Below are 25,573 nucleotides of genomic sequence, written 5' to 3' on the forward strand. Positions count from 1 at the left end.
GGTGAGGGGCTGAAGATTTTCGAGGGCTGACTTCCGGTCGACACGACCGGAAGTCAGCCCTCTGGCTTACCCGCGCCTCTGCCCGCTCACCGCAAGGCGTCGCGAAGCTTGCGGAGCGTCGCGATCCCCTCCGAGTGCCCGGCGGCCTCGGCGTCCGCGATCGCCTTGTCGAGCCGGGCCTTGGCGGCGTCCGGCTGCTCCAGCGAGCGGAACTCGATGACCGCGGCCTGCCGGATCGCGTCGAACCGGGGCGGGATCGCCGCGAACCCGGGCCGGTCGTAGAGCAGGGCGGCACGCTCCAGCTGTTCGATCGCCTCCTGCGGCCGCCCCGCGGTGTTGAGCACCCAGCCGCGGGTGTAGCAGGTCTGCGCCTCGTCGACCTCGACGCTGAGGAACTGCGCCTGCGCCGCCTCCGCGAACTCGACCCGCATCCGATCGGCCTGCGTGAGGTACGCGAGCGCGTCCTCGGCGCGCTCGGCCCCGAACGCGTTGATGGTCTCCCCGGCCATGTCCCGCAGGGCCTCGGTCATGTCCGGGATCCGGGGCGCCACCGCGTTGGAGGCCAGTGCGCGCTCCCACGCGGCCTTGGCGCCGTCCCAGTTCCGCGCCAACGCCAGCGCGCCGGCCGCCTCAGCCGCGGCAGCGGTCAGCCGCCCGGCCTCCGGCCACCCGTCGACGGCATCGGCGACGTGCAGGAACTCGACGGCCGCCGCACGCGGTTCGTCCAGCGCGAGCAACCCGCGCGCGAGGTCCGCGCGGATCTGGACCATGAGCATGTCGGCGCGGGAGGGGTGCTTGGTCGGCTTGGGGGTGGTGGCGCTGGAAGGTTCGTCAGCCACGGCACTGGCATCGGCGACATTCGGCTCGTCACCGGTCTTGTCACCGGTCTCGGCACTGGTCTCGGCACTGGTCTCGTCACTGGTATTGGCACTGGTATCGGTATCGGTATCGCCGTCGGTAGCAAGGTCGGTGGGCGCATAGCCCCCATCCCCGCCGAGCGGAGTCTCCACCAGCGTTTCCAGCACCGCGACCGCATCCGCGGTCTGTCCCTGTGCCGCCAACGCATTACTCATCCGCCACCGCGTCTCGACCGCCCCGAACGCGTCGCCCTCGCGGTCCAGCCGCACCGCGGCCTCGGCGAACGCCCGCACGGCGGTCGCCGGCTCGCCGCCCTGCAACGCGGTCTCGGCGAGCAGCCGGTACAGCGGCGTCAGCTCGTCGGCGTCGACCGCGGGGTGCGCCTCGGCGATGCCGGTTTGCAGCACCTGCATCGCCTCCGGGTAGCGGTCCTGGCCGGCCAGTGCCAGGCCGAGGATCATGCGGGAGCGGTGCAGGCGCCAGGGCCAGCCGAGGTCGGTGAAGGTCTGGAGTGCGTGCCGGGCCAGCGGTTCGGCGGCTTTGGGGTCCTCGTGGGTGGCGTCGTACTCGGCGACCGCCTCCATCACCAGCGCCAGCCGCTCGGGGGCGTTGAGGCCGGTGCCCTCGCGGACCATCCGCTCGGCCTCGGCGCGGAAGACGGCGAGCCAGCGTTCGCGGTCGGCCGGGGCGGCGGCGTGGATGGCCGCGTTGCGGGCCGCGAAGACCCGGCTTTGGTGCACCACCAGCTTCTGTACCTGTGCGTCGGCGAGGTACTCGGCCGCGCCGCCGTCGGCCAGCAGCGTGTCGATCTGCCCGAGCAGCGCGTTCAGTTCCGGCCACGCCTGTTCGGCGACGACCGCCGCGTCAGTGTCCTGATCCCCGCGGTTGGCCTTGTTCCACTGCACCCGGGCCAGGGACGCGATCCTGCGGTCCGGCCGGTCCGCACGCTCGTAGCACGCGGCGGCCTCCAGGAAGTGCGTGTCGATCGCGTCCCAGTCCCGTTCCCGGTGTGCCCGGCCGGCCCGCTCGGTCGCGATCTCCCCGCGCAGTACGTCGGTCACCAGGTCGGCATCCGCGCCGTCGACCCGCTCCAGCAACGAGTCCCACAACCGCCGCGAGTCCGGATGGAACTGCCGGTCCAGCCGCAGCGTCTCGGCGACCAGGGCGGCGAAGTCGTCCGGGACCGCCGTTTCAGGAGCCTGCGACGCCGCGGCAGCCGAGCCCGCCGAAGGCACCGAAAGCGCTGTCTGAGCACCCTCCAACACCGCCGCCCGCACCCCGAGGTTCAGTTCGGCGACCAACGGCTGCTCGGCCAGCTGCTCCGCCCGCCGCCCCGACATGGTCGCGTTCCCGTTCCGCGCGTCGAAGCGCGCCACCAGCGCGTCCGCGTCCGCGGCGACCGACTCCAGCAGCTCGGTGACCGTCCACTCCCGTCCCAGCGGTCCGCCGCAGGGCGTGTCGGCGTGCCCGGCCGCGACCAGCCGGCGCAGCAGCACCTCGACCTTGGTCAGGAACTCCAGCCGGGACAACGGCGCGGACGTGAAGCCGAACAACGCACGGTTCTGCGACAGCAGCTCCAGGCCACGGGCCTGGTTCCCGGTCAGCGCACAGAACTCCAGGTGCCGGCCGACCAGCGCCAGGTACGCCTCGCGCCCCCGCACCGCCCGGTACGAAGCCAGGTGCGCTCCGCGCGCCTCGTCGGTCCGCCCCAACCGCACCAGCGGCAGCAGCGCCGCCGTCTGGCTGGCGTGCGGCTCCTCGTCGCATGTGTTGCGACCGTCCAGCGTCGCCTCCAGCTCGGCCATCCCGAGCTCGTCCTGGCCGAGCCCGAAGTGGTACTCGGCCCGGGACCGGGCTTCGCAGGCCTCGCAGTCGCTCATCCGGGTCCGGCCGCGCGTGGCCCACAGTTCGTAGGCCAGCTCCTCACCCTCGCCGAGGTGCTGCGCCAGCGAGTACAGCTGCCCGTAGACCGGCTGCAACCCGTAGTCGGCGGCCTCGTAGCGCTTGCGCATCTCGCCGATCCAGCCGCGGATCGCGGCCAGCGGCACGTCCGGGGTGGTGAGCAGGCCGGCACCGACCCACTTGAAATACCAGAAGACGCGGTGCGCCTCCCAGTCGTCGAACGCCTTCGGGTTGCGGTCCCACAACCGCAGCAGCCGCGCGAACACCACCGGGTACTTCACCCGCTCGCCGCTGCCGTGGTAGGAGCTCATCAGCTCGACCAGCGCGGTGGCCGTCACCTCGTCGTCGCCGAAGACCTCGGCCTCGTCGGCGATCTCCTCGGCGATCGCGGCCTTGGCCCGGCCGTCGGCCCGCTCGCGGTTCTCGCGCAGCGCGCCGAAGAACTCCTCCTTCGTGCCGAACCCGCTCACACGTCACCCCGGCTGTCGGAGGCAGTGCCCGCCGCGGAGCCGCCGCCGGAGCCGCCGGATCCCCCCGCGCCGCCCGCGCCGCCGACGCCGCCGGAGCCGCCGGCCGCCTGCGCCGCGAACTCCAACAGCCCGATGAACGACCGGTTCAGCAGCGCGTGGTCGCTCGGCCGCAGCGGACGCCGCGACATCAGCAGCGCCTGCCCGTACAGCGCCTCGATCGCGGTCTGCGACAGGTGCGGGTCCGCGATGTCCGCGATCTTGCGGATCAGGGGATTGAGATGGTTGACGATCAGCTGCGCCCGCGGTGCCGAGGACCCCAGCGAACCCAGGATCCCGGCCCACAGCTCGTCGGCGTCCGCCGACAGCTCCGCGCGCCGCCGCTCGTGCCGGGCCTCGCGGTTGTCGACCAGCATGGCCGGCACGCCGACCGGCTGGAACGAGCGCAGCGCGACGTCGGTGTCGAACTTGTCGCACACCGCCCGGGCCCGGGCCAGGAACGCCGCCGCGGCGAGTTCGGCCGCCGGATCCACGGTGTCCAGGTGCGCGCTGACCGTCTCCGGGTCCAGATCCGCGACCGTCACGCCCGGCCGCACCTCCGGCAGCCGGTGAACCAGCTCCCTGTCATACACGTAGCCGCCGTTGACGACGCCCAGCCCGGCCGAGGCCGCGATCGGCGCCACCTGCCGGAACTCCTCGACCGACTGCGTCACCAGCACCACCGGGTGCGCGCGGGCGAACTCGTCCAGGCTGACGTTGCCGTCGGTGGTCTCGAACGGCAGCCACGGCAGCAGCAGCGCCAGCAGCTTGTCGTCGTAGCGGGCCAGCGCCTTGACCGCCAGGTGGTGCACGTCGATGAAGCGCCGCAGCAGCGTCAGGTCCGAGGCCGCCAGCCCGACCAGCCACTCGCGGATCCGCTCGCCGATCGCGTCGCGCACCGCGGCCAGCGTCTCGTCCTCGTACAGCGCCTCGCGCGAAGCCGTCGGCCGCAGCCCGGTGGTGTCCACGACGCAGGACACGAAGAAGGCCCAGTCCGGCACCAGTTCGGCCGCCGAGTCCGACAGCAGCATGCCCTTGAGGTGGACCCGGTGTCCGGAGCGCTTCGTGGGGTGCACCGGGGTGGGCAGCACGAACGCCACGCCCTTCAACCCGACCAGCGGCAGGTCCAGGTCGATGGTGTCCAGCGGGGCGAAGTCGAACGTCGACTTGGCGTAGCCGGCCAGCGCCTCGCGCCGGGCCAGCGGCGAGCCGTACGGCCGGTCCCACACCGGCGGGGTATCGTTGACCTTGCTGACGTCGCCGTGCCGGTCCACGATCTCCACGTCGTAGCGCAGCAGCGAGCCGAAGTGCCGGGCCAGGCGCAGCACCCGGTTCGGCTCCAGCCACTCGCTGCCGTCGCCGCGGGGCACCAGCGTGACGGTGGTGCCGGGCTCGGCGACGGTGCCCGGTGGCAGGGTCTTGATCTGGTACGTGCCGTCGCTGCGGCCGCGCCACTCCACGGCCGGGGCGTTCGCGTCCCGGGCGCTGCGCGAGACCACGGTGATCTCGTCGGCCACCACGAAACAGGCCAGCAGGCCGATACCGAACTGGCCGATGAAGTCCTGGCGGGCCGCCGACAGGTCCAGGCCGCCGTCCTCGGCGCGCTTGGAGGAACGGCCGATGGTCGCCAGGAAGGTGTGCACGTCGGCCTCGGTCAGCCCGACGCCGGAGTCCTCGACCCGGATCCCGCCGTCGACGCCGGTCCGGATCCGGATCCGGGCCGGGGCCGAGGAGTCCAGCATGCGCCGCGCCGTGATGGCGTCGACGGCGTTCTGCATCAGTTCCCGCAGATACACCTTCGGGGAGGAGTAGAGGTGGTGGGAGAGCAGGTCGACCAGTCCGCGCAGGTCGACTTGGAAGGTGTGGCCGGGCTCGGTGCTCACGTGTCGTGTCCCCTACTTCTTCCGTTTCTTGACGCAGTCCTGCCGGGCCACCGCGAACACCCGCTCGGGGTCGCCACGGTAGCGCCACGGGGCCTTGGTGGCGTGGTCTGCGATCCGCTCGAACAGCCGGCCCGCCGAGTCCTTGTCGTCCGCGAGCCAGAAGGCCATCGCGAAGGTGTTCAGCGCGGTGTACGGCGAGGAGGTCGGGGCGAAGGCCGGGTGGAACACCGAGGCGTCCGCGGCCCGGCGCAGGTCCTGGACCACGGCCGCGTCCCGGATGTAGACGTCGTCCGGGCCCTGCTCCAGATCCAGCCAGTGCTCCAGGTGCGCCTGCGCGACGAGCTCGCCGAGCCCGCTGCCGGGCGGGGCGGCGTCGAAGACCTTCGTGGCGAACGCGTGCATCGCCTCGTGCGAGCCGCCCCACTTCGCGCACAGCTGCTGCAACATCTGGCGGTGCAGGCCGACGTGGCCGGGCGCGCGCTTGATCCCGGCTTCGAAGCGGCGGCGGGTGACGTCGGCGCCGTGTTCCAGGCCGCGGCTGGTCACACACAGGGTGTACCAGGGCGCGGCGTTGGCGGGGTCGAGTTCGACGGCGGTGTAGAGGTACTCCTCGGCGACGCGCAGCCGATCGTGGAAGACCTTGAACTGCTCCTCGGAGACCTGCGAGGCGCGATAGCCGGTGCGTGCCTCCCAGGCCCACGCCGAGTGCCGGGCGCCGGCCACGGTCAGCGCCAGCGGATCGGACGGGAGCTGGTTCGGGAGCTTGAGCAGGAAGTCGCCGCCGAGGTCTTCGATGTTGCCTATGAGAAAGGTGAGGCGTTCGAAGTCATCGCGGTCGCGGACCGGCCGCAGGATCTCCTCGACCGTCGGCCAGTCGGTGATCCGCGCGGCCTGGCGCAGCGCGGCGAGCTCGGGATCGCCGTGCGACCGGTCGATCGGCACCGGCTTGATCGCCTCGGTCTCGGAAGGCCTGCGGGCCCGGGCCCGCGCCGCGGCCTTCCTGCCCCGCTTGCCGCCATAACCCTTGGACAACCCGCGGATGACGGACACGGCGGCCACGGCGGCTATCGCCATGGTCGGGATGCTCGACGTCAAAGTGTGATCCCCTCCGTTGGACCGGTCCGGCGCGGTTCACGGCCCGGCACGGCTACGGTAGCCGACCGGACCGTCAGTGCGGTAACCGGTTCGGCGGCTGCGCCGCAGGTCAGCTCTGCGGGTCGGGGGCCGGGACGCGCATCGCGACGGGGCTGGGGGAACGTCAGTGCGGACCCGGCTCGGTAGGCTGGCGGCGTGGCGACGGGGGAGGATGTTCTCAGGGACCTGTCGAGCCTGTCGCAGACGTGGCGCGAGCGGATGGGGGATCGGCCGCCGATCGCGCACGAATTCCCGACGGAGCACCGCGATCGGTGGGTGCGGTTCCACAGCCTGCCGGAGTCGAAGCGGTACGCGAGCGACGCGGCCGAGCGGCGGACGATCCTGGAGCGGCACTACGCGGTACTCGGTGAGTTGTTCGGCGGCGAGGACGTCTTCATCATGACGTCGACGTGGTCGACCACGCCGGAGCCGGAGCCGCGAGACCGGCTCGATCTCCGGATCAACCCGGGGAGCGTGCTGTGGTGGTCCTTCTTGTCCGAGGACGATTCGAACCCTGATCTCGTGGTCCACACGCACGTCTATGTGGCGTGGACCGGTTGGTCCGCCGGGAGCCTGAATCGACTGTTGAGCGCGGTCGCGGAGTACCGGGCCGGCAACGTGGTGATCGGTGACCGCCGGCTGCGTCGCCTGTACCTCCCCTACGACGGCGGCGCCGACGTGCTGGCCGTCGACTCCGCCGAACGCGACGTACTGCGCGACCGGCACTCGGCCTGGCTGTCCGGACACCCGTCCGGCAGGTAGCGCCGACTGGCTCGCGGGGCCTCCGCCACGCGGCACTACCCAGTTCGCGGGTCTTCCGCAAAGCACGCGAATCTGTAGCCTGACACGCGTGGCCGACTATCGCATGCGCCGTCGCGCTTTCCTCGCCGCTTCCGCAACGACCGCCGCCTCCGCCGCCGCGTTCAGCACCCTCGGGGTGTCCGCCGCCAACGCCGACTACACCACGACTGTCGATCCCGGCACGTCGTGGGGTACGTGGGAGGGGTGGGGCACCTCGCTGGCGTGGTGGGCCAAGGCCTTCGGGAACCGCGACGACATCGCAGACATCTTCTTCACCCTGAACTCCGCGCCCTACAACGGATCCACGCTGCCCGGCCTGGGCCTGAACATCGTGCGCTACAACGCCGGCGCCTGCAGCGGGAACTCCATCGGCGGGACGACGATGGTGAAGGGTGCCGCCGTGCTGCCGACCCGGCAGATGGAGGGTTACTGGCTCGACTGGTACTCGGCGGATCCGGCGTCCGCCAGCTGGAACTGGTACGTCGACGCGCCGCAGCGGAACATGCTGTGGAAGGCGCGCGATCGCGGGGTGAACCACTTCGAGCTGTTCTCCAACTCGCCGATGTGGTGGATGTGCTACAACCACAACCCTTCGGGCTCGGCCGACGGGACCTCGGACAACCTCCAGTCGTGGAACTACCAGCAGCACGCCGTGTATCTGGCGACGATCGCCAAGTACGCGCACGACAACTGGGGCTTCCAGTTCACCTCGGTCGAGGCCTTCAACGAGCCGATCTCCGGGTGGTGGAAGGCCGACACCAGCTCGCAGGAGGGCTGCCACTTCGACGTCTCGACCCAGCAGACGGTCATCAACTACCTGCGCGCGGAGCTGAACAGCCGCGGCTTGGGCGGGGCGCTGCTCGCTGCCTCCGACGAGAACACCTACGACCAGGCCCGGGCCACGTTCCTGGGTCTGGACGGCACCGCGCAGGGCAACGTCGGGAAGATCAACACGCACGGCTACCAGTACGGCGGCGGACGCCGGGACCTGCTCTACGCCACCGCGAAGTCGGCCGGCAAGGTGCTCTGGAACTCCGAGTACGGCGAGGGCGACGCCACCGGCTTGTCGCTGGCGAGCAACCTGAACCTGGACCTCACCTGGCTGCATCCCACGGCCTGGGTCTACTGGCAGGTGCTCGACGGCGGCGGCTGGGGCGCGATCCAGTGCGACGAGGCGGCCGGCACCATCGGCGCGGTCAACACCAAGTACTACGTCCTGGCGCAGTTCACCCGGCACATCCGGCCCGGCATGCAGCTCATCGACAGCGGCGACCACAACTCGGTGGCCGCCTACGACGCCGCGAACCACAAGCTGGTCATCGTCAGCACCAACTACGGCACCGGGCAGTACATCGACTTCGACCTGTCGAAGTTCGGCACGGTCACCGGGTCCGGCGGGAACGGGCTGGTCAGCCGTTGGGCGACGCAGACCGGGGGCGGGGACGCGTACACGTACCACGCCGACACCTTCCTGCACGGCAAGGTGTTCTGGTCGTACTTCTCGCCGAACACGGTGCAGTCATTCGAGATCGACGGGGTCTATCTGTAGACGGGGTCTATCGGTAGCCGAGATCCCTCACCACGCCACCGGAGCCCTCACTCAGCGAAGAAGTCATCCGGGTACTCCTCGGGGTACTCCTCCGGCGGCTCCTCGAAGTCGAGCTCGGCGGGCGGCTCGGCCGCCTCCGGGCGACCGGGCCGGTCGAGGGCTTCGCCGAGCACGTCCAGGATCGGCTGCCCGTACTTGGCGAGCTTGTTCTCCCCGACGCCGTTGATCGTGCCCAGCTGCCCGAGGGAGCTCGGGGCCTGCGTGGCGATCTGGCGCAGCGTGGCGTCATGGAAGACGACGTACGCCGGGACGCCCTGCTCCTTGGCCGTGGCGCCACGCCAGGCGCGCAGTTTCTCGAAGACCGGCTTGGCCTCCTCGGACAGCTCCTGGACCGCGGCCCCGCCCCCGCCCGAGCCCGACGCCGTCCGGGGCGCCTTCGCCCGCGCCGGCTTCTCCGGCTCCCGGCGTAGCAGTACCTTGCGATCGCCGCGCAGCACCGCGCCGCTTTCCTGCGTGAGAGCCAGGGTGCTGTAATCGCCCTCGACCATCAGCAGGCCCTGGGCCAGCATCTGCCGCACCACGCCGCGCCACTCGCCCTCGGTCAGCTCGGTGCCGATCCCGAAGACGCTGAGCTGGTCGTGGCTGAACTGGCTGACCTTCTGCGTCTGCTTGCCGAGCAGGATGTCGATGGACTGGACGGCGCCGAACCGCTGCCGGCGCTCGCTCTTCAGCCGGTAGACCGTGGAGAGCAGCTTCTGCGCGGGGACCGTGCCGTCCCAGGACTGCGGCGGGTTCAGGCAGGTGTCGCAGTTGCCGCACGGCTCGCCGGCCTCGCCGAAGTAGTTCAGCAGCTGGACCCGGCGGCACTCGACGGTCTCGCAGAGCGCGAGCATGGCGTCCAGGTGCGCGGTGAGCTGGCGGCGGTAGGCGTCATCGCCGTCGGAGGAGGCGATCATCTTGCGCTGCTGCACCACGTCCTGGAGGCCGTAGGCGAGCCAGGCGGTCGAGGGCAGGCCGTCGCGGCCGGCCCGGCCGGTCTCCTGGTAGTAGCCCTCGACCGACTTCGGGAGGTCCAGGTGCGCGACGAAGCGGACGTCCGGCTTGTCGATGCCCATGCCGAAGGCGATGGTGGCGACGATGACCAGGCCGTCCTCGCGCAGGAAGCGGGACTGGGTCCGGGCGCGGGTGTCGGCGTCCAGCCCGGCGTGGTAGGCCAGCGCCGGGATCCCGTTGTTGCTGAGGAACTGCGCGGTCTTCTCGGTCGAGGCGCGCGAGAGGCAGTAGACGATCCCGGCGTCGCCCGCGTGCTCGGTGCGCAGCAACTCCAGCAGCTGCTTGTTCGGCTCGGCCTTCGGCACGATGCGGTACTGGATGTTCGGCCGGTCGAACCCGGCCACGAAGTGCTTGGCCCCGCCCAGATTCAGCCGCTCGGCGATCTCCTGGTGCGTGGCCTGGGTGGCGGTGGCGGTCAGGGCGATGCGCGGCACGTCCGGCCAGCGCTCGTGCAGCATCGACAAGGCCAGGTAGTCGGGCCGGAAGTCGTGGCCCCACGAGGAGACGCAGTGTGCCTCGTCGATCGCGAACAGTGAGATCTTGCCCCGGTCCAGCAGCCGCAGGGTCTGCTCCGACCGCAGCCGCTCCGGCGCGAGGTAGAGCAGGTCCAGCTCCCCGGCCAGGAACATCGACTCCACGAACCGGCGCTGGTCCGGATCCTGCGTGGAGTTGAGGAATCCGGCCCGCACCCCCACCGCGGTCAGCGCGTCCACCTGGTCCTGCATCAACGCGATCAGCGGCGAGACCACCACCCCGACCCCCGGCCGCACCAGCGCCGGGATCTGGTAGCACAGCGACTTCCCGCCGCCGGTCGCCATCAGCACCAGCGCGTCGCCGCCGGCGATGACGTGCTCCACGATCTCCTGCTGCGCCCCGCGGAACGAGTCGTAGCCGAAGACACGCCGCAGGACGTCGTCCGCGTCGGTGGCCGTATGGGTGGATTCGGGAGGAGCCATGCCAGGAGTCTACGGAGGTGGATGGGGCGGGGCCGGAAGGTTGGGCCTTTTGCCAGGTCGGGGCCATCCTCGCCCGGAGTCGGTCCCCGGCCCGGGCCGGCAGCGCCTCGTGCGGTCGCCGCGAAGATCGCGCAGCCCCGGGCGCACGACGGCTAAGGGTCATATCAAGGGTATGCGAAATCCGTTTCCACGGCTAACCTCACCCCTAACCGCACATCCATGCCAAAACACTGAGTTGGGAGCAATTCAGCATGCGCATGAACAGGAACGGGCGAACCACAGTAGCCGCCGTCCTCATGGCCGCGGGCCTGGTCACCGCCACCGCGGGCGCCGGGCAGGCCGCAGCCGGCCACGGCCGGCAATCGGCGGGCGCGTACAGCGAAAGCGCGAGTGCGCACGCCGCGCAGGCCGGCGAGAACATGCAGTACGGCGGCGGGCCGGTCCAACTGCACCCCGTGGTCTATCTCGTGTTCTGGGGATCTCAGTGGAAGAGCGACACCAACGGGATACCCGCGTACCTGACGAGTCTGTTCCAGGGACTCGGGACGACTTCGGACAACTGGTCCACCATCACCTCCCAGTACACCGACTCCAGCGGTCAGGGACCGAGCTTCAGCGGTGCGGTTCTCGGCGGCGTGTGGATGGACAACGCCAAGGCTGAGCCGGCCAATCCCAGTGCCAACGCCGTGGCCAGTGAGGGGAACCGGGGCGCGTCGCACTTCGGGGTGACCGGGAATGCCGACGCACAGATCGTCGTCCTCAGTGCACACGGCACGCACCCCGACGGCTGGCCGAACTCCGGTTTCTGCGCGTACCACGACTACACCGGCTCGGTGTCCTACACCAACATGCCCTACCAGCTCGACGCCCCGGCCGGCAGCCGCTGCCCGAACAGCGCGCTGGGCGGGAAGCTGGACGCGTTCAGCATCGTCGAAGGGCACGAATACGCCGAGTCGGTCACCGACCCGCAGGCCGGGAACGGCTGGGTGGCGCCGAACGGCGAGGAGATCGGCGACCAGTGTGAGAGCGACTTCCAGGCGGTGACGCTGTCCACCGGCACCTTCGCCATGCAGCCGATCTGGAGCAACAACGCCAACGGGTGTGTGATCCATAACTGAGCCCTGAAGGAGCGCGGTCCCGGCCGGTGCTGGGCCCAGGAGTAGCCGGCTCCCCCGAACCCGCCGCCGCATCGAGTACCGTGAACCTGGGGCGGCGGCGTCCCGATCAAGCGCACTCGGCGTCCCCGCAGCGGGGGCGCCGTTCCTTCGCGTCCCGGGCGGGCGGCCGGTGCCGGTACTCCGGCGGGCCGCGGTGGGCGTGTTCTTTCCGCTGGCAGCAGGAGGCGACCTTCTTGAACGTGACCCCGGAGTCCCGGGTCAAGCGCGCGACCATCGAGGACGTGGCAAAGCTGGCCGGGGTGTCGCGGCAGACGGTGTCTCGGGCGGTCAACGACAAGGCCGAGATCGACGCGGAGACCAAGAAACGGGTCCTGGACGCCGCGCGCAGCCTCAACTACCGGCCCAGCCGGTTCGCCCGCGGGCTGATCCGGCAGGACACCACCACGCTCGGTCTGATCATCTCCGACATCGGCAACCCGTTCTTCCCGGAGCTGGCCTCCGGGGTGCTGCGGGCGGCGCAGGCCCGGGACTGGCAGGTCGTGCTCTACGACACCGGCGAGGACCCGGAGCGCGAGGTCCTGGCGCTGTCGACGCTGGCCGCGCAGGCCGACGTCGGGGCCGGATTCCTCACCTCGCCGGAGGTCTTCGCGCACGCCGAGCGACTCGGGGTGCCGTTCGCGGTGCTCGATCCGGGCTGGGACGCGGGCGCGGCGCCGGGCGTGGGCATCGACGTCGCCGGCGGCGTGCGGCTCGCGGTGCGGCACCTGGCTGCGGCCGGGCATCGGCGGATCGGGATGGTCGACGGCGCCGCCGACCCGCGCGACAAGCGGCGGACCAGCTTCCTGGCGGTCGCCCGGGAACTCGGGCTGGAGGTCGGCGAGGACGATGTGCAGAGCGCGCCGCGCAGCGTCGAGGGCGGGGCCGAGGCGATCGGGGTGTTGCGGGCGCGTAAGCCGGAGATCACGGCCGTGTTCGCGTACAACGACATCCTGGCGGTCGGCGCGGTGCGCGGTCTGAAGGCCGCGGGCGTGCGGGTCCCGGAGGACTTCGCGGTGGTCGGCTTCGACGGCCTGCCGTTGGGCGAGTTGGTCGAACCGCCGATCACCTCGGTGTACGTGGACATCCGGCGGATGGGCGAACTCGCTGTCGCCGCCGCCGCCGAACTGCTGGCCGGCCGCACGCCGGAGCCGGTGGTGCTGAGCCCGGAGCTGCGGGTACGCGGCTCGGCGTGAATCGTTCACCGAAGCCTTCGGCTACGGCAATGTGAACGCAATCCGGTAACGCCTCTTGACGAGACGGTGTGAGCCGGACCACTCTTACCCCCGTGAGCGCTCCCGTGAGCGCTCACGGGCTCCGAGTGAGGCTGGGCTCGCCGGGGTTCATTCCCTAGCCCCAGGAGGCAGCGGATGTTCACACGACGACACCTAGCACCGTCTTCTGTAGACACGGCGACAAACAAGGCGGCGGACGCGGCGACTGCCGACTCCGCCCCGGGCAGCGGCGGCTCCGGCCGCCGACGGCGCCGCCCGGCCCTGCCGCGGTTCGCCGCGCTGGCCGCGGGCGCCGCCCTGGCCCTGTCCGCCTGCTCGGCGGCCGGCGGCTCGTCCTCCTCCAGCTCCGGCGGGGACAACAACACCATCACGTTCCTGACCTTCGAGACCCCGAACCTCACCCCGGCCTATTGGGACGCGGCCATCAAGCGCGTCACCGACCAGTTCCCGGGCATGAAGGTCAAGCGCCTGGTGTCCCCGACCTCCGACCGCACCAGCTACGCCAAGCAGCTCAAGGCCTCCGGGCAGTTCCCGGACGTGATGATCGCGGTCACGCCGACCGGCTTCGCGCAGGCCGGGGACCTGTACGCCTGGCAGCCCGGCGACCTGACGCAGTTCGAGGTGCCCGACGGCGGCGCCATCGGCGGCAAGGTGTATCAGCTCCCGGCGAACACCCAGACCATCCCGATGGTCTACTACCGCAAGTCGATGTTCGCCAAGGCCGGCATCACCGCCACGCCGACCACCTACCAGCAGATGCTCGACGACTCGGCCAAGCTCAAGGCCGCCGGGGTCCTGCCGTTCCAGGTCGGCGGCGGCTCCGACGCCTTCGCCGCGGTACTGCCGCTGTCGGCCACGGTCGCCACCCAGGTCTACCGCCAGGATCCGAACTGGCTAGTCGAGCGGCACACGAACCAGGTGAAGTTCTCCGACCCGGACTTCGTCGACGCGTTGCAGCGGGTCGGCGACCTGGCCGCCAAGGGCTACATCGACCGCTCCGGCCTGTCCCGCAACTACGCCGACAGCCAGAAGGCGTTCCTGGACGGCAGCGGCGCGATGTACCCGATGGGCATCTGGTTCGCCTCGGCCGCCGACGCCAGCCCGATCAAGGACGACATCGGCGTGTTCGCCTGGCCCACCGACGACGGCAAGCTCGTCATGCCCGCCTACACCGGCGGCGGCCTGGAGGTCAGCGCGCACGCCAAGAACCTGGACATGGCCAAGAAGTTCGCGCTGGCCTTCCAGCTGGACAAGCAGAACCTGGACAACAACGTGCTCAGCGACGCGCTGTTCCCGGCGATCAAGGGCTACACCCCGCCGTCGACCACCGGCCCGGTGTTCAACGAGTCCTACCAGCTGTACCAGCAGGCCAAGACCAGCGGCACCGTCGTCAAGGCGTTCAGCTGGGAGGCCGGCGACGACGCGCTGCTGCCGGGGATGGTCGACGTGGTCTACGGCGCGGTCGAGGACGTGATGCTCGGCAAGAAGTCGGCCAAGGACGCGGCGTCCTATCTGGACTCCGAGTGGGCCAAGCAGTCGTCGGACTGAGCGGTCGACCAGAGCCCTGGACCCCGAACCCAGGGCTCTGCGTCGTGAACCAGGGCTCTGTGCCTCGGACCAGGACTCTGCGCATTGAACCAGCACTCTGAGAGGAATTCCGCAGTGCGGATACTCGTGTTCAACGAGAACCACCACGAACTGACCCGCCCCGAGATCGCCGAACGCTACCCGCTGGGTATCCACGGCACCGTCGCCGCGGCCCTGGTCGAGCGGCTCGGCCCCGCGGCCGACATCACCACCGCGACCCAGGACCAGCCCGGCTACGGCCTGACCCGCGAAGCCGTCGAGGACACCGACGTCCTCATCTGGTGGAGCCACCTGCTGCACGCCGAGATGGACGACGTGACCGTGGACCGGATCCGCCGCCGGGTGCTCGACGGCATGGGCCTGGTGGTCCTGCACTCCGGCGCCGGCTCGAAGCTGTTCACCTCGCTGATGGGCACCAGCTGCGACCGCCGCTGGCGGCACGGCGAGGACCGGCACCTGGTCTGGACGGTCAAGCCCGGCCACCCGATCGCCGCCGGGATCCCGCAGCCGCTGGTGATCCCGCACGACGAGATGTACGGCGAGCCCTTCGACATCCCGGACCCGGACGAGCTGGTGTTCCTGTCCTCGTTCAGCGGCGGCGAGGTGTTCCGCAGCGGCGCCTGCTTCACCCGCGGGGCCGGGCGGATCTTCTACTTCGGCGCCGGGGACCAGGAATGCCCGGTCTACCACCAGAAGGAGGTGCAGGACGTGATCGCCAACGCCGTGCGCTGGGCCGCGCCGACCGGCCCGATCGGCGAGTACTTCGTGGACGAGCCCTCGCCGGTCGGGTGGTGGGAGCGATGAGCGGGTTCGCCACGGTCAGCACGCCGGGACCGCTGCGCGCGGTCATCGTCGGCGCCGGGTTCATGGGCCGGAACTGGGCCCGGGAGATCGCCCGGCAGGCCGACACCGAACTGGTCGGCTGGGTGGACCTGGACGAGGCCGCGCTGCGGGAGGCGGTGAAGGAGGCCGGGTCCGACGCGCCGGGGAACATCACGATCGGCACCGACCTGACCGCGCTGCTGGCCGAGCTCGCCCCGGACATCGTGTTCAACAGCTCCCCGCCGGCCGCGCACCGGTCGGTCACCGCATCAGCCCTCGAACACGGCTGCGCGGTCCTGTCCGAGAAGCCGATGGCCATGACGCTGGCCGAGGCCCGGGAACTGGTCGCGGTGTCCGAGCGCACCGGACGGCTGCTCGCGGTCACCCAGGACCGGCGCCAGCTCGCCGGTACCAGGGCACTGATAGACGCGGCCCGTCGGCTGGCCCCGCTCACCCGCCTGGAGATCGACTTCCGTCTCCCGCACCGCGCCGGCCCCTACGTCCACCTCTGGGACGAGCCGCTGCTGCGCGAGATGGCCATCCACCTGTTCGACGCGGCGCGCGCCGTCACCGGCGCCGACGCGCAGTCAGTGTTCTGCAACGCCTACCAGACGCCCTGGTCCTGGTACCCGGGCAACGACTCGGCCGAGGCCCTGTTCCAGATGGACGACGGCCTGCACTTCGCCTTCACCGGCTGCTGGACCGCGCGCTCGGACTTCACGTCCTGGACCGGCCGCTGGTACCTGGAAGGTGCCAACGGCTCGGTCAGCTGGGACGGCCTCGGCGCGCCGGTGCTCACCCCGGCACGCGGGGAAGGCGAGCCGGAACCGGCGTCCGAGACGCTGCCGGTCGCGCCGCAGTCGCCGGAGTTCCCGGGCTTGGCCGAGGTCCTGGCCGGATTCGTGCACGCGCTGCGTACCGGCGAAGCCCCGGACGGCGAGTGCCACGACAACCTGCGCAGCCTGGCCATGGTCGAGGCCGCCGTGGCCTCGGCCCAGTACGGACAAGTCGTCATCGTCGAGAACTGATATCCGCACCGCGTCAGATAGGGAGAACAGCTCATGACCTCCACCATCAGCCGCCGCTCCGTGATCGCCGCGACGGCCGGGGCCGCCGGCGCGGCTTCCGTCACCGGTGTCGCGTTCGCAGCACCGGCTTCGGCGAGTACGAACACGCCAGGAAACCTTTCACCTGACTGCGGATCCGGATCCGGGGTGCGCTGGGAGGACGTCCGGCGCCAGCTGGCCGCGGCGAACCCGCGGGTGAGCGCGCCGATCCAGAAGGTCGTCACGAACAAGTACACGCCGGGCATGCTGTTGGGCAACGGCGACATCGGCGTGGTCGTCGGCGATTCCTCGGTCGCGCAGCAGAGCTTCCACTTCGGCAAGAGCGATTTCTGGGGCAACAACCGCAAGACGGCGAGCCCGCTGTCCTGGCAGAACTCGATCCTGCCGGTCGGGGCGCTCACCGTCGCCGTGTCCGGCGCCACGCCGGCGGCCAGCGGCTACTCGATGGTCACCGACATCGGGACCGCTCAGGTCACGTCGGTGCTGCCGTTCGCGGGCAGCACCCTCACCCTGAACTCCTGGACCGCCGACCACGACAACGTCCTGATCACCGAGCTCTCTTCGGCGGCCGGCGATGCCGACCTCACCCTGAACGCCGGCGTGGTGTTGCCGAACGACCCGGCCTATCCGTCGGCGGCCGGCGTCACCGGCGGAGCGCTGTGGCTGACCCGGCAGAACAACGCCGTCGGCTACGGCGACGTCAGCTACAAGGCGTCCGTGGCGTCGGCGACCGTCGTCCTGGGCGGTTCGTTCACCGCGCCGAGCTCCACGGCGACCACAGCGGCCGGCACGTTCGTGCTGCGCGGAGGCGGCCGAGCGGTCCTGCTGACCGTCTTCCGCTCGCACGGCCAGGACCTCTCCGACACCAGCCCGGTGCCGACCCCGGACCAGCTGCGCGACCAGGCGATCGCGGCGGCGGCGTCGATGCGCGACCGGTGGCTCCGCGATGCGCGGGCCGTGCACCACGCCTACTGGACCGACTTCTGGACCCGGTCCAGCGTGGTGCTCGGCGACTCGCAGCTGGAGACGTACTACTTCAACGCGCAGTATGTGCTGGGCAGTGGTACGCGCTCCGGTGTGCACAACCCGCCGTCGCTATGGGCCGCCTGGACCACCAACGACACCCCGAACTGGGGCGGCCGCTACTTCCTGAACTACAACGAGGAAGCGCTGTACTACGGCGCCTTCTCCTCCAACCACGCCGAGCTGTCCGAGTCGTATCGGCGGATGATCCTCAACGAGGTGGCCTGGCAGCGCAACACCACCCACAACGCCGGGTATCAGGGCACGGCGTTCCAGCGGAGCCTTCCGCCCTTCCACCTGTACCAGACGCCTCCGGCGCCGGTCCCGGTCGCGGCGACGAAGAACTACTCGAAGCTGCCCGCCGACCAGAAGTCCAACGGCACCTTCGGCGCGCTGCCGCTGATCTGGCACTGGGAGTACACCCGGGACCTCGACTATCTACGCACCGAGCTCTACCCGCTGTTGAAGGAACTCGACGCGTTCTGGCGGGACTTCGCGGTCTGGGACGGCACCCGCTGGATCTTCCAGCACACCTCCGCGCACGAAGGCGGTGACGACACCAACCCGAACCTGGACCTCGGGTTCGCGCGGAAGGTCATCAATACCCTGCTGGACACGTCGGTGGTGCTCGGTGTGGATGCCGATCTGCGACCGGCTTGGACGGACTTCCTCGCCAAGCTGAGCGCGTACCCGACCGGTACCTACAACGGCGTCACCGTCTTCTACACCGGCGAGATCATCAACAACCCCGGGCTGCCCGACACCTTCGAACCCGGCAACCAGCCGATCAACATGGAAGGCGTCATCTTCCCCGGCGAGCAGTGCTCGATCGGCGGCGACGCGATGCTGCTCCAGTACGCCAACAACTCCCTGACCCAGATGAACTCGTGGGGAGTCACGCCGGGCGGCAACTCCAACAACGGCTTCTGCAAGGAGTTCGTCATCGCGGCCCGCGTCGGCTGGCCGGCCGAGGACCTGTTCCAGAAGCTCAAGGCCTCCATCGCCTACCTGTGGCGGCCCAGCAACAACACGGTCTTCCAAGGCGGCGGCGGGGTCGAGACCACCGGCACCACCGAGGCGCTGAACTCGATGCTGATGCAGAGCGAGGACGGCGTGATCCGAGTCTTCCCGTGCTGGCCGGCGGCGCGCGACGCGTCGTTCACGCTCCAGGCCAAGGGCGCGTTCCTGGTCGGCGCGGCACAGCGGGGCGGGAAGGTCGGCCAGGTCCGGCTGCACAGCCGGGTCGGCGGGGACGCCACGCTCCAGCTGCCGTGGAACACCGGGTCGGCGCAGATCGTCGACGAGTCGCACGGCGGTCGGGTCTCGGCTTCGTCGTCCGGTGGCCGGGTCACCTGGCGCACCGAGGCCGGCCACACCTACCGCGTCACCCCGAAGGGACGGTGAGCAGGACAATGGCTACCAACGGAAATGCGCGCATCGGTCGGCGCGCGCTGATCGGCGGCGCTGCCGCCGGGGTCGGTGCGGTCTTGGTGGGGACGGCTGCCGAGCAGGCGAGCGCGGCCGGCTCTCGGAGCGCCGGTGTGGTCGGCGCGGTCGGCGCGGGACGCGCGGCCGGTACGTCGGCCGCCTCCGGCATCAGCTGGCCGGCGGTCCAAGCCCAACTCGCGGCTGTGAACCCGCACGTCACCAAGCCCATATCGGGCGTCGTCACCAACAAGTACACGACCGGCATGCTGCTCGGCAACGGTGACCTGGGCGTCGTGGTCGGTGACTCCTCGGCCACCCAGCAGACCTTCGCCTTCGGCAAGAGCGACTTCTGGGGCGACGACCGCAAGAGCACGAGCCCGCTCAGTTGGCAGAACTCCATCCTGCCGATCGGGAAGCTGACGGTCGCGGCCTCCGGCGCCAGCGCGGCGTCCAGCGGCTACTCGATGACCACGGATCTGGCCGGGGCCGCGGTCACGACGGTGCTCGCGCTGTCGAACGCCACGGTCACGATGAAGTCGTGGACGGCCGACAACGACAGCGTCCTGATCACGCAGCTGTCGTCCAAGTCGGGGAGCTCTTCGGTCACGCTGGCCGCGACCGTCACGCTCCCGGTCGACAAGGCCTATCCGTCCGGTTCGGGCTCGATCAACGGCACGCAGCTGTGGCTGACCCGACAGAACAACTCCTCGGGTAACGGCAACGTCAGCCTGCAGGCCACCGCCGCCTCGGCGACTCAGCTCGTCGGTGCCAAGTTCACGAAGACCAGCGGCACGAAGACGTCGTCACAGACCTCTGCCACCGGAACGTTCACGCTGGCCGGCGGGGCGACCGCGACGCTGGTGACCGTCTTCCGCTCCCACGCGCAGGACGTGTCCGACCCGACAACCGCGCCGACCCCGACGCAGCTGCGTGATCAGGCGGTCAGCGCGGCCGCGGCCGTCGACGCGTCGTGGGTCTCCAGCGCCGCGGGCACGCACGCCGCGTTCTGGCAGGACTTCTGGACGCAGTCCAACGTCGTGGTCGGCGACTCGCAGTTGGAGGCGTACTACTTCAACGCGCAGTACGTGCTGGGCAGCGCGACCCGCTCGGGCGCCCCGACAGCGCCGTCGCTGTGGGCCCAGTGGCTCACCAACGACACGCCGAACTGGGGCGGCCGCTACTTCCTGAACTACAACGAGGAGGCGCTGTACTACGGCGCCTTCTCCTCCAACCACGCCGACCTGTCCGAGCCCTACCGCCGCGTCATCTACAACGAGGTGCCGTGGCAGCGGAACACCACCCATGGCGCGGGATATCAGGGCACGGCGTTCCAACGGAGCATGACGCCGTTCCACCTCTATGAGAAACAGCCCGCAACGGCTCCGGTCGCGTCCACGAAGGACTACACGAAGCTGCCCGCCGACCAGAAGTCCAACGCCACCTTCGCGGCGCTGCCGCTGATCTGGCACTGGGAGTACACCAGGGACACCGCCTACCTCCAGACGCAGCTGTATCCGCTGCTGAAGGAACTGGACGCGTTCTGGCGCGACTTCGCGGTGTGGGACGGCAAGCGCTGGGTGTTCGAGCACTCCTCGGCGCACGAGGGCGGCGACGACACCAACCCGAACCTGGACCTCGGGTTCGCGCGCAAGGTCGTCAACACTCTGCTGGAGACCTCGGCGATCCTCGGTGTGGACGCGAACATGCAGTCCACGTGGCAGAGCTTCCTGGCCAAGCTCAGCGCGTACCCGACCGGCACCTACAACGGCGTCACGGTCTTCTACACCGCCGAGGTCATCAACAACCCGAGCCTGCCGGACAAGTTCGAGCCCGGGAACCAGCCGATCAACATGGAAGGCGTGATCTTCCCCGGCGAGCAGTGCTCGATCGGCGGGGACGCCAACCTGTTGCAGTACGCGATCAACTCCCTGACTCAGATGAACTCCTGGGGCGTGACGTCGGGAGGCAACTCCAACAACGGCTTCCCCAAGGAGTTCACCATCGCGGCCCGCGCCGGGTGGCCCGCCGACGATCTCGTCGACAAGTTCAAGGCCTCGATCGCGTATCTGTGGCGGGCCGGCAACGACACCGACTTCCAAGGCGGCGGCGGGATCGAGACCTCCGGGTCGATCGAGACGCTGAACTCGATGCTGATGCAGAGCGAGGGCGGCGCCATCCGGGTCTTCCCGTGCTGGCCGACCTCGCAGGACGCGTCGTTCACGCTGCTGGCCAAGGGCGCGTTCCTGGTGAACAGCGCCGTCAGCGGCGGCACCGTCGCCTCGGTCGGGATCACCAGCCAGGCCGGCGGGAACGCCACGCTGGTCCTGCCCTGGACCGGCGGCACGGCGACCGTCACCGCCGACGGAACCTCCGTCCCCGTCACCGTTTCCGGTGGTCGGGCCACCTTCGCCACTACGGCGGGCACCACGTACAAGGTCACCCCATGACATCCATGCAAGGCTCATTACGGGGGTCCAGCCAGGGTTCCCGGCAAAGCACGAAGAACCGGCGCTCGAACCTGGGGTACTTCCTCGGGTTCGGCGCGCCGGGGCTGTTCTTCTACGCGTGTTTCGTGTTCGCGCCGCTGGTGCTGAGCCTCGGCTACAGCTTCACCAACGCGGACGCGTTCGCGCCGCACACGAAGTTCACCGGGCTGCACAACTACGTGAAGCTGCTCGGCGACCCGGACTTCCGGATGGAGGTCCGGGTCACCACGATCCTCACGCTGATCATCGTGATCGTGCCGAACGTCGCAGGGCTGGCGATCGCGGTACTGCTGAACCGGCAGGGCCGGCTCTACCGCGCGCTGCGGACGGTGTTCTTCGTGCCGGTCGTGCTCAGTTCCGTGGTGGTCTCCGTGGTGTGGCAGGCGATGCTCACCGACGGCGGGCTGCTGGACACGGTGCTGGGCTCGATGGGGGTGAAGCATCCGCCGGGCTGGCTGTCCGATCCGTCGATCGCGCTGTATTCGGTGGGATCGATCGCGAGTTGGCAGCTGCTCGGGTTCTGCACGGTCGTGTATCTGGCCGGGCTGCAGGGCGTGCCGGACGAACTGCTGGAAGCGGCGGCGATCGACGGGGCCGGGAAGTGGACCCGGTTCCGGCGGGTCACCTGGCCGATGCTGGCGCCCGCGCTGACCATCAACACGGTGATGCTGCTGATCACCGGGTTCAAGACCTACGACTACGTGCAGGTGATCACGCACGGCGGGCCGGGGACCGGGACGACGGCCACGGTCGCGTACGGCGTGATCCAGACCGGGTTCACCGAGAACAAGACCGGGATGGCCTCGGCGATGGCCGTGGTGATGCTGATCATCGTCGCGGTGGTGTCGAGCGTGGCGCTGCGGCTGCTGCAACGGCGGGAGGTGGAGCTGTGACGGCGGGAACGACAACTGAAGCGGCCGAGACGACGCCGGCGCGCGAGGCCGGGACGCATCCCGGCCGACGCGACGAGTCGCGGGCCCCGTGGGTGCGGCCGCTGGTCGCGCTGATCGTCACCGCGCTCTTCGCGGTGCCGCTGTATCTGGTCGTGGTGAACGTGTTCAAGCCCGGCGGCCATATCACCGGCTCGCCGGCGTCCATCCCGTGGCCGCCGACCCTGGACAACCTCAAGGCGACGCTGGACCGTCCGGACAACCTCTACTGGGACGGCCTGATCAACAGCGTCGAGATCACCGCGGTCTCGATCGTGGTGCTGGCGATCCTGTCCGCGATGCTCGGGCACTACCTCGCCCGGACCCGCAGCCGGTTCGCGCGGGTCATGCTGCTGGTACTGCTCGCCGGGCTGATGGTGCCACCGCAGGTGATCCTCGTGCCGGTGGTGCGGATCCTGCGGCTGACGCACCTGATGACCACTCTCACCGGCATGGTCGCGTTCAACGTCGGGTACTACATCCCGTTCGGCGTCTTCGTCTTCGCCGGCTTCATCCGCTCGATCCCGATCGAGCTGGAGGAGGCCGCGGCGTTGGACGGGGCCGGCCGGTGGCGCACGTTCTGGATCGTCATCTTCCCGCTGCTGCGGCCGGCGACGGCGAGCGTGCTGATCTTCCTGGGGGTGTGGATCTGGAACGACTTCCTGGATCCGCTGATCATCCTCGGACCGGTCGGCGGGACCACCGTCACCGTCGGCGTCTATCGGGCACTCGGCGAGCACCAGTCGAACTACGGGCAGTTGTTCGGACTGATGTTCCTGGCCGCGTTGCCGGTGGTCATCTTCTACTTCCTGTTGCAGAAGCACTTCGTCAAGGGCCTGACCGGTGGCGCGGTCAAGGGCTGAAAGGGAATCATGACGCTCATTCGGTCGATTCCCGGGGCTCGGGCCTGGGTGGTGACCGCCGGCCGGTCGTGCGCGGTGTTGCGGCTGGACGATCGGGACCGGTTGTTGTCCGCGCACTGGGGACGTGCGCTGGGGGTGGAGCAGGCCGCGGCGTTGGTCGGAGTGCCGGTGGCCGTTCCGGTCGCGGCAGCTGTGGCCGGACCGGTCGGCTCGGCTTTCGGCGGCCCCGGCGGTCATGGCAGCTCCGGTGCTCTCGGAAGCTCCGGCGGTCACGGCAGCTCTGTGGGTCACGGAAGCTCCGGCGGTATCGGCGGTCCCGCAGAGGCTCCCGGCTTCGGCGCCGTCGGGCACGGCGGGGCCTGGCCGTTCGAGGAGGACGTCGACGGCCCGCTGGAACTGGCGGCCGGCGCCGCGTTCCAGTTCGGGCACGCCCAGCTCGCCGTGCGGTTCGCGGACGGCACCCGCGATCTGGAGCTGCGGTTCGTCCAGGCCTCGATCGCGGACTCCGACGACTCCGGCGACTCGGCCGAGCTCGTCCTGAGCTTCGCCGACCGGCACTATCCACTGGCTGTGGAAAGCCGACACCGGGTTCGGAGGGGAAGCCCGGTGATCGAGCGGCGGCTGGTGTTGCGGCACACGGGAGCGTCGGGGGAGGAGCCCATCAGTGTACTGAGAGCTGACTCCGCCTCCTGGACGCTGCCGCCGCTCCCCGACTACCGGCTGAGCCAGGTGCGCGGGCGATGGTCGGCCGAAACCCGGCTGCACCGCTCGTCACCGCCGTTCGGGGAGACGCTGCTCACCAGCCGCCGCGGCATCACCGGCCACCACGCGAACCCGTGGGTCATGGTCGACGACGGCACCGCGGGCCCGGCCCACGGCCAGGTCTTCGGATGCGCGCTGGCCTGGAGCGGGAGCTGGCAGATCACGGTCGAGCGCACGTCTGCCGACCGCACTGTCGTGGCCGCCGGGTTCGGGCACGACGGCCTGGCCTGGTCGCTGGCACCCGGGGAGGTGCTCACCACCCCGGTCAGTGCCGGGATCTGGACGGACGGCGGGTTCGACGCGGCTTCGCAGGCGTGGCACGCATACGTCCTGGACCACGTGCTGCCGCACGCCGCGGAACTGCGGCCGGTCGTCTACAACTCCTGGGAGGCGACGGGCTTCGACGTCTCATTAGAGGGACAGCTGGCACTGGCCCGGCAGGCGGCGGCGCTCGGCGTCGAACTGTTCGTCATGGACGACGGCTGGTTCGGGTCCCGGACCTCGGACCGGGCCGGCCTCGGCGACTGGTGGCCCAACCCGGACCGGTTCCCGGACGGCCTCGCGCCGCTGGCCAAGGGCGTGCGCGAGCTGGGCATGGACTTCGGGCTCTGGGTCGAGCCGGAAATGGTGAACGCGGACTCTGATCTCTACCGCGAACATCCGGATTGGGTGCTGCACCAGCCCTTTCGGCAACGGAGCGAGCATCGGAACCAGTTGGTGCTGAACCTGGCCCGGCCCGATGTGGCCGCCTGGGTGCACGAGCAGCTGGACCGGCTGGTGGCCGAGAACGACATCGGGTTCCTGAAATGGGACATGAACCGGCCGTTCACCGAGGTGGGGTGGCCGCAGGCCGGTGCCGACGGAGGCGACCTGGTGTGGCGGAGGTACGTGGAGAACCTGTACGCCGTACTGGACAACCTGCGTGCCGCTCACCCGGCGTTGCGGATCGAGGCGTGCAGCGGCGGCGGAGGCCGGCTCGACCCGGGCATGCTGGCGCGCGTCGACCAGGTGTGGACGTCGGACAACACGGACGCGCTGGACCGGTTGGCGATCCAGGAGGGCTTCGCGCAGGTGTACCCGGCGCGGGTGATGTCGGCGTGGGTCACCGATTCGCCGAACCCGCACACCGGACGTCGGATCCCGCTGGAGTTCCGCTTCCATGTCGCGATGGCCGGCGTACTGGGGATCGGCGGCAACCTGGCGGAGTGGAGCGAGGCGGAGTCGGCCACGGCGCGCGAGATGGTGGCTGCCTATAAGCGGATCCGGCCTGTTGTGCAGCACGGGGTGCGGTACGCGCACGGCGATGCGGCGGGGGATCTGAGCGGGGTGGAGTACGTCGCGGCCGATCGCTCCGAGGCCGTGGTGTTCATCTACCGGCGCGAGCGGCGGTTCGCGCAGATCGAGCGGCCGGTGGTGCTGCGCGGGGTCGATGCCGCCGGACGGTATCGCGATGTGCGCAGCGGGATCGTGCACCACGGCGCGGTGCTGCTGAGCCGGGGGCTGCCGATGGCTTTGGGCGGCGGCGATCCGGTCAGCACGATGGTGCATTTGGTACGGGAAGGGTGAGATGGGGCT

The 25,573-nt window shown here is 70.2% G+C and carries 16 protein-coding genes; 12 read left to right on the forward strand and 4 right to left on the reverse strand.

Going from position 1 to position 25,573, the window contains the following annotated elements; genetic code table 11:
• Window positions 1–86 precede the first annotated feature (86 nt).
• Genes KGQ19_RS06710 through KGQ19_RS06720 form a run of 3 tightly spaced genes read right to left on the reverse strand, consistent with a single transcriptional unit; the run spans window position 87 to window position 6,223 of the window.
• Complete coding sequence (locus tag KGQ19_RS06710) at window positions 87–3,230, reverse strand: hypothetical protein (RefSeq protein WP_212008199.1); 3,144 nt, start codon at window positions 3,228–3,230, stop codon at window positions 87–89.
• Entirely contained in the window at window positions 3,227–5,149 is a 1,923-nt protein-coding gene (locus tag KGQ19_RS06715; RefSeq protein ID WP_212008200.1) for an HSP90 family protein, read from the reverse strand. The genes KGQ19_RS06710 and KGQ19_RS06715 overlap by 4 nt, the downstream gene beginning before the upstream one ends.
• A gap of 12 nt (window positions 5,150–5,161) precedes the next feature.
• Window positions 5,162–6,223, reverse strand: coding sequence for a hypothetical protein (locus tag KGQ19_RS06720; RefSeq protein WP_212008201.1), 1,062 nt, complete (start codon window positions 6,221–6,223; stop codon window positions 5,162–5,164).
• A 216-nt stretch (window positions 6,224–6,439) separates the two neighbouring features.
• Here KGQ19_RS06720 and KGQ19_RS06725 point away from each other — a divergent pair, with 216 nt between their 5' ends.
• Both KGQ19_RS06725 and KGQ19_RS06730 read left to right on the forward strand, forming a co-directional pair.
• Window positions 6,440–7,045, forward strand: coding sequence for a DUF3885 domain-containing protein (locus tag KGQ19_RS06725; protein ID WP_212008202.1), 606 nt, complete (start codon window positions 6,440–6,442; stop codon window positions 7,043–7,045).
• Between the two features lie 88 nt (window positions 7,046–7,133).
• Window positions 7,134–8,633, forward strand: coding sequence for a glycoside hydrolase (locus KGQ19_RS06730; RefSeq protein WP_212008203.1), 1,500 nt, complete (start codon window positions 7,134–7,136; stop codon window positions 8,631–8,633).
• A gap of 47 nt (window positions 8,634–8,680) precedes the next feature.
• On the opposite strand, the gene recQ is transcribed toward KGQ19_RS06730, so the two are convergent.
• Window positions 8,681–10,642 (reverse strand): DNA helicase RecQ, encoded by a 1,962-nt coding sequence (recQ, locus tag KGQ19_RS06735; RefSeq protein ID WP_212008204.1) that lies wholly within the window; start codon window positions 10,640–10,642, stop codon window positions 8,681–8,683.
• 251 nt (window positions 10,643–10,893) lie between these two features.
• Here recQ and KGQ19_RS06740 point away from each other — a divergent pair, with 251 nt between their 5' ends.
• The 10 genes from KGQ19_RS06740 (at window position 10,894) to KGQ19_RS06785 (ending at window position 25,564) form a co-directional block, all read left to right on the forward strand.
• Window positions 10,894–11,760, forward strand: coding sequence for a hypothetical protein (locus KGQ19_RS06740; RefSeq protein WP_212008205.1), 867 nt, complete (start codon window positions 10,894–10,896; stop codon window positions 11,758–11,760).
• Window positions 11,761–11,999: 239 nt separating this feature from the next.
• The gene (locus tag KGQ19_RS06745; protein WP_307856359.1) at window positions 12,000–12,992 is read left to right on the forward strand and encodes a LacI family DNA-binding transcriptional regulator; all 993 of its coding nucleotides are present in this window, start codon (window positions 12,000–12,002) and stop codon (window positions 12,990–12,992) included.
• A gap of 174 nt (window positions 12,993–13,166) precedes the next feature.
• Window positions 13,167–14,579, forward strand: coding sequence for an ABC transporter substrate-binding protein (locus KGQ19_RS06750; RefSeq protein WP_212008207.1), 1,413 nt, complete (start codon window positions 13,167–13,169; stop codon window positions 14,577–14,579).
• A 114-nt stretch (window positions 14,580–14,693) separates the two neighbouring features.
• On the forward strand, window positions 14,694–15,422 hold the full coding sequence (locus KGQ19_RS06755) for a ThuA domain-containing protein (RefSeq protein WP_212008208.1): 729 nt from the start codon (window positions 14,694–14,696) through the stop codon (window positions 15,420–15,422).
• Window positions 15,419–16,468, forward strand: a complete 1,050-nt coding sequence (locus tag KGQ19_RS06760) for a Gfo/Idh/MocA family protein (protein WP_212008209.1) — start codon at window positions 15,419–15,421, stop codon at window positions 16,466–16,468. Before KGQ19_RS06755 ends, KGQ19_RS06760 begins: the two co-directional genes overlap by 4 nt.
• A 33-nt stretch (window positions 16,469–16,501) precedes the next feature.
• Window positions 16,502–18,934 carry a glycosyl hydrolase family 95 catalytic domain-containing protein gene (locus tag KGQ19_RS06765; protein WP_212008210.1) on the forward strand — a complete coding sequence of 811 codons (2,433 nt, stop codon included), beginning with the start codon at window positions 16,502–16,504 and terminating at the stop codon, window positions 18,932–18,934.
• Window positions 18,935–18,942: 8 nt separating this feature from the next.
• Window positions 18,943–21,405, forward strand: a complete 2,463-nt coding sequence (locus tag KGQ19_RS06770; protein ID WP_212008211.1) for a glycosyl hydrolase family 95 catalytic domain-containing protein — start codon at window positions 18,943–18,945, stop codon at window positions 21,403–21,405.
• Window positions 21,406–21,476: 71 nt separating this feature from the next.
• Complete coding sequence (locus KGQ19_RS06775) at window positions 21,477–22,337, forward strand: carbohydrate ABC transporter permease (RefSeq protein WP_368862062.1); 861 nt, start codon at window positions 21,477–21,479, stop codon at window positions 22,335–22,337.
• A gap of 101 nt (window positions 22,338–22,438) precedes the next feature.
• On the forward strand, window positions 22,439–23,236 hold the full coding sequence (locus KGQ19_RS51755) for a carbohydrate ABC transporter permease (protein ID WP_368862063.1): 798 nt from the start codon (window positions 22,439–22,441) through the stop codon (window positions 23,234–23,236).
• 9 nt (window positions 23,237–23,245) lie between these two features.
• A complete protein-coding gene (locus KGQ19_RS06785) occupies window positions 23,246–25,564 on the forward strand; it encodes an alpha-galactosidase (protein ID WP_212008214.1) in 2,319 nt (772 codons plus the stop codon).
• The last annotated feature ends 9 nt before the right edge of the window (window positions 25,565–25,573 follow it).

Source organism: Catenulispora pinistramenti, assembly GCF_018274385.1.
Classification (GTDB): domain Bacteria; phylum Actinomycetota; class Actinomycetes; order Streptomycetales; family Catenulisporaceae; genus Catenulispora; species Catenulispora pinistramenti.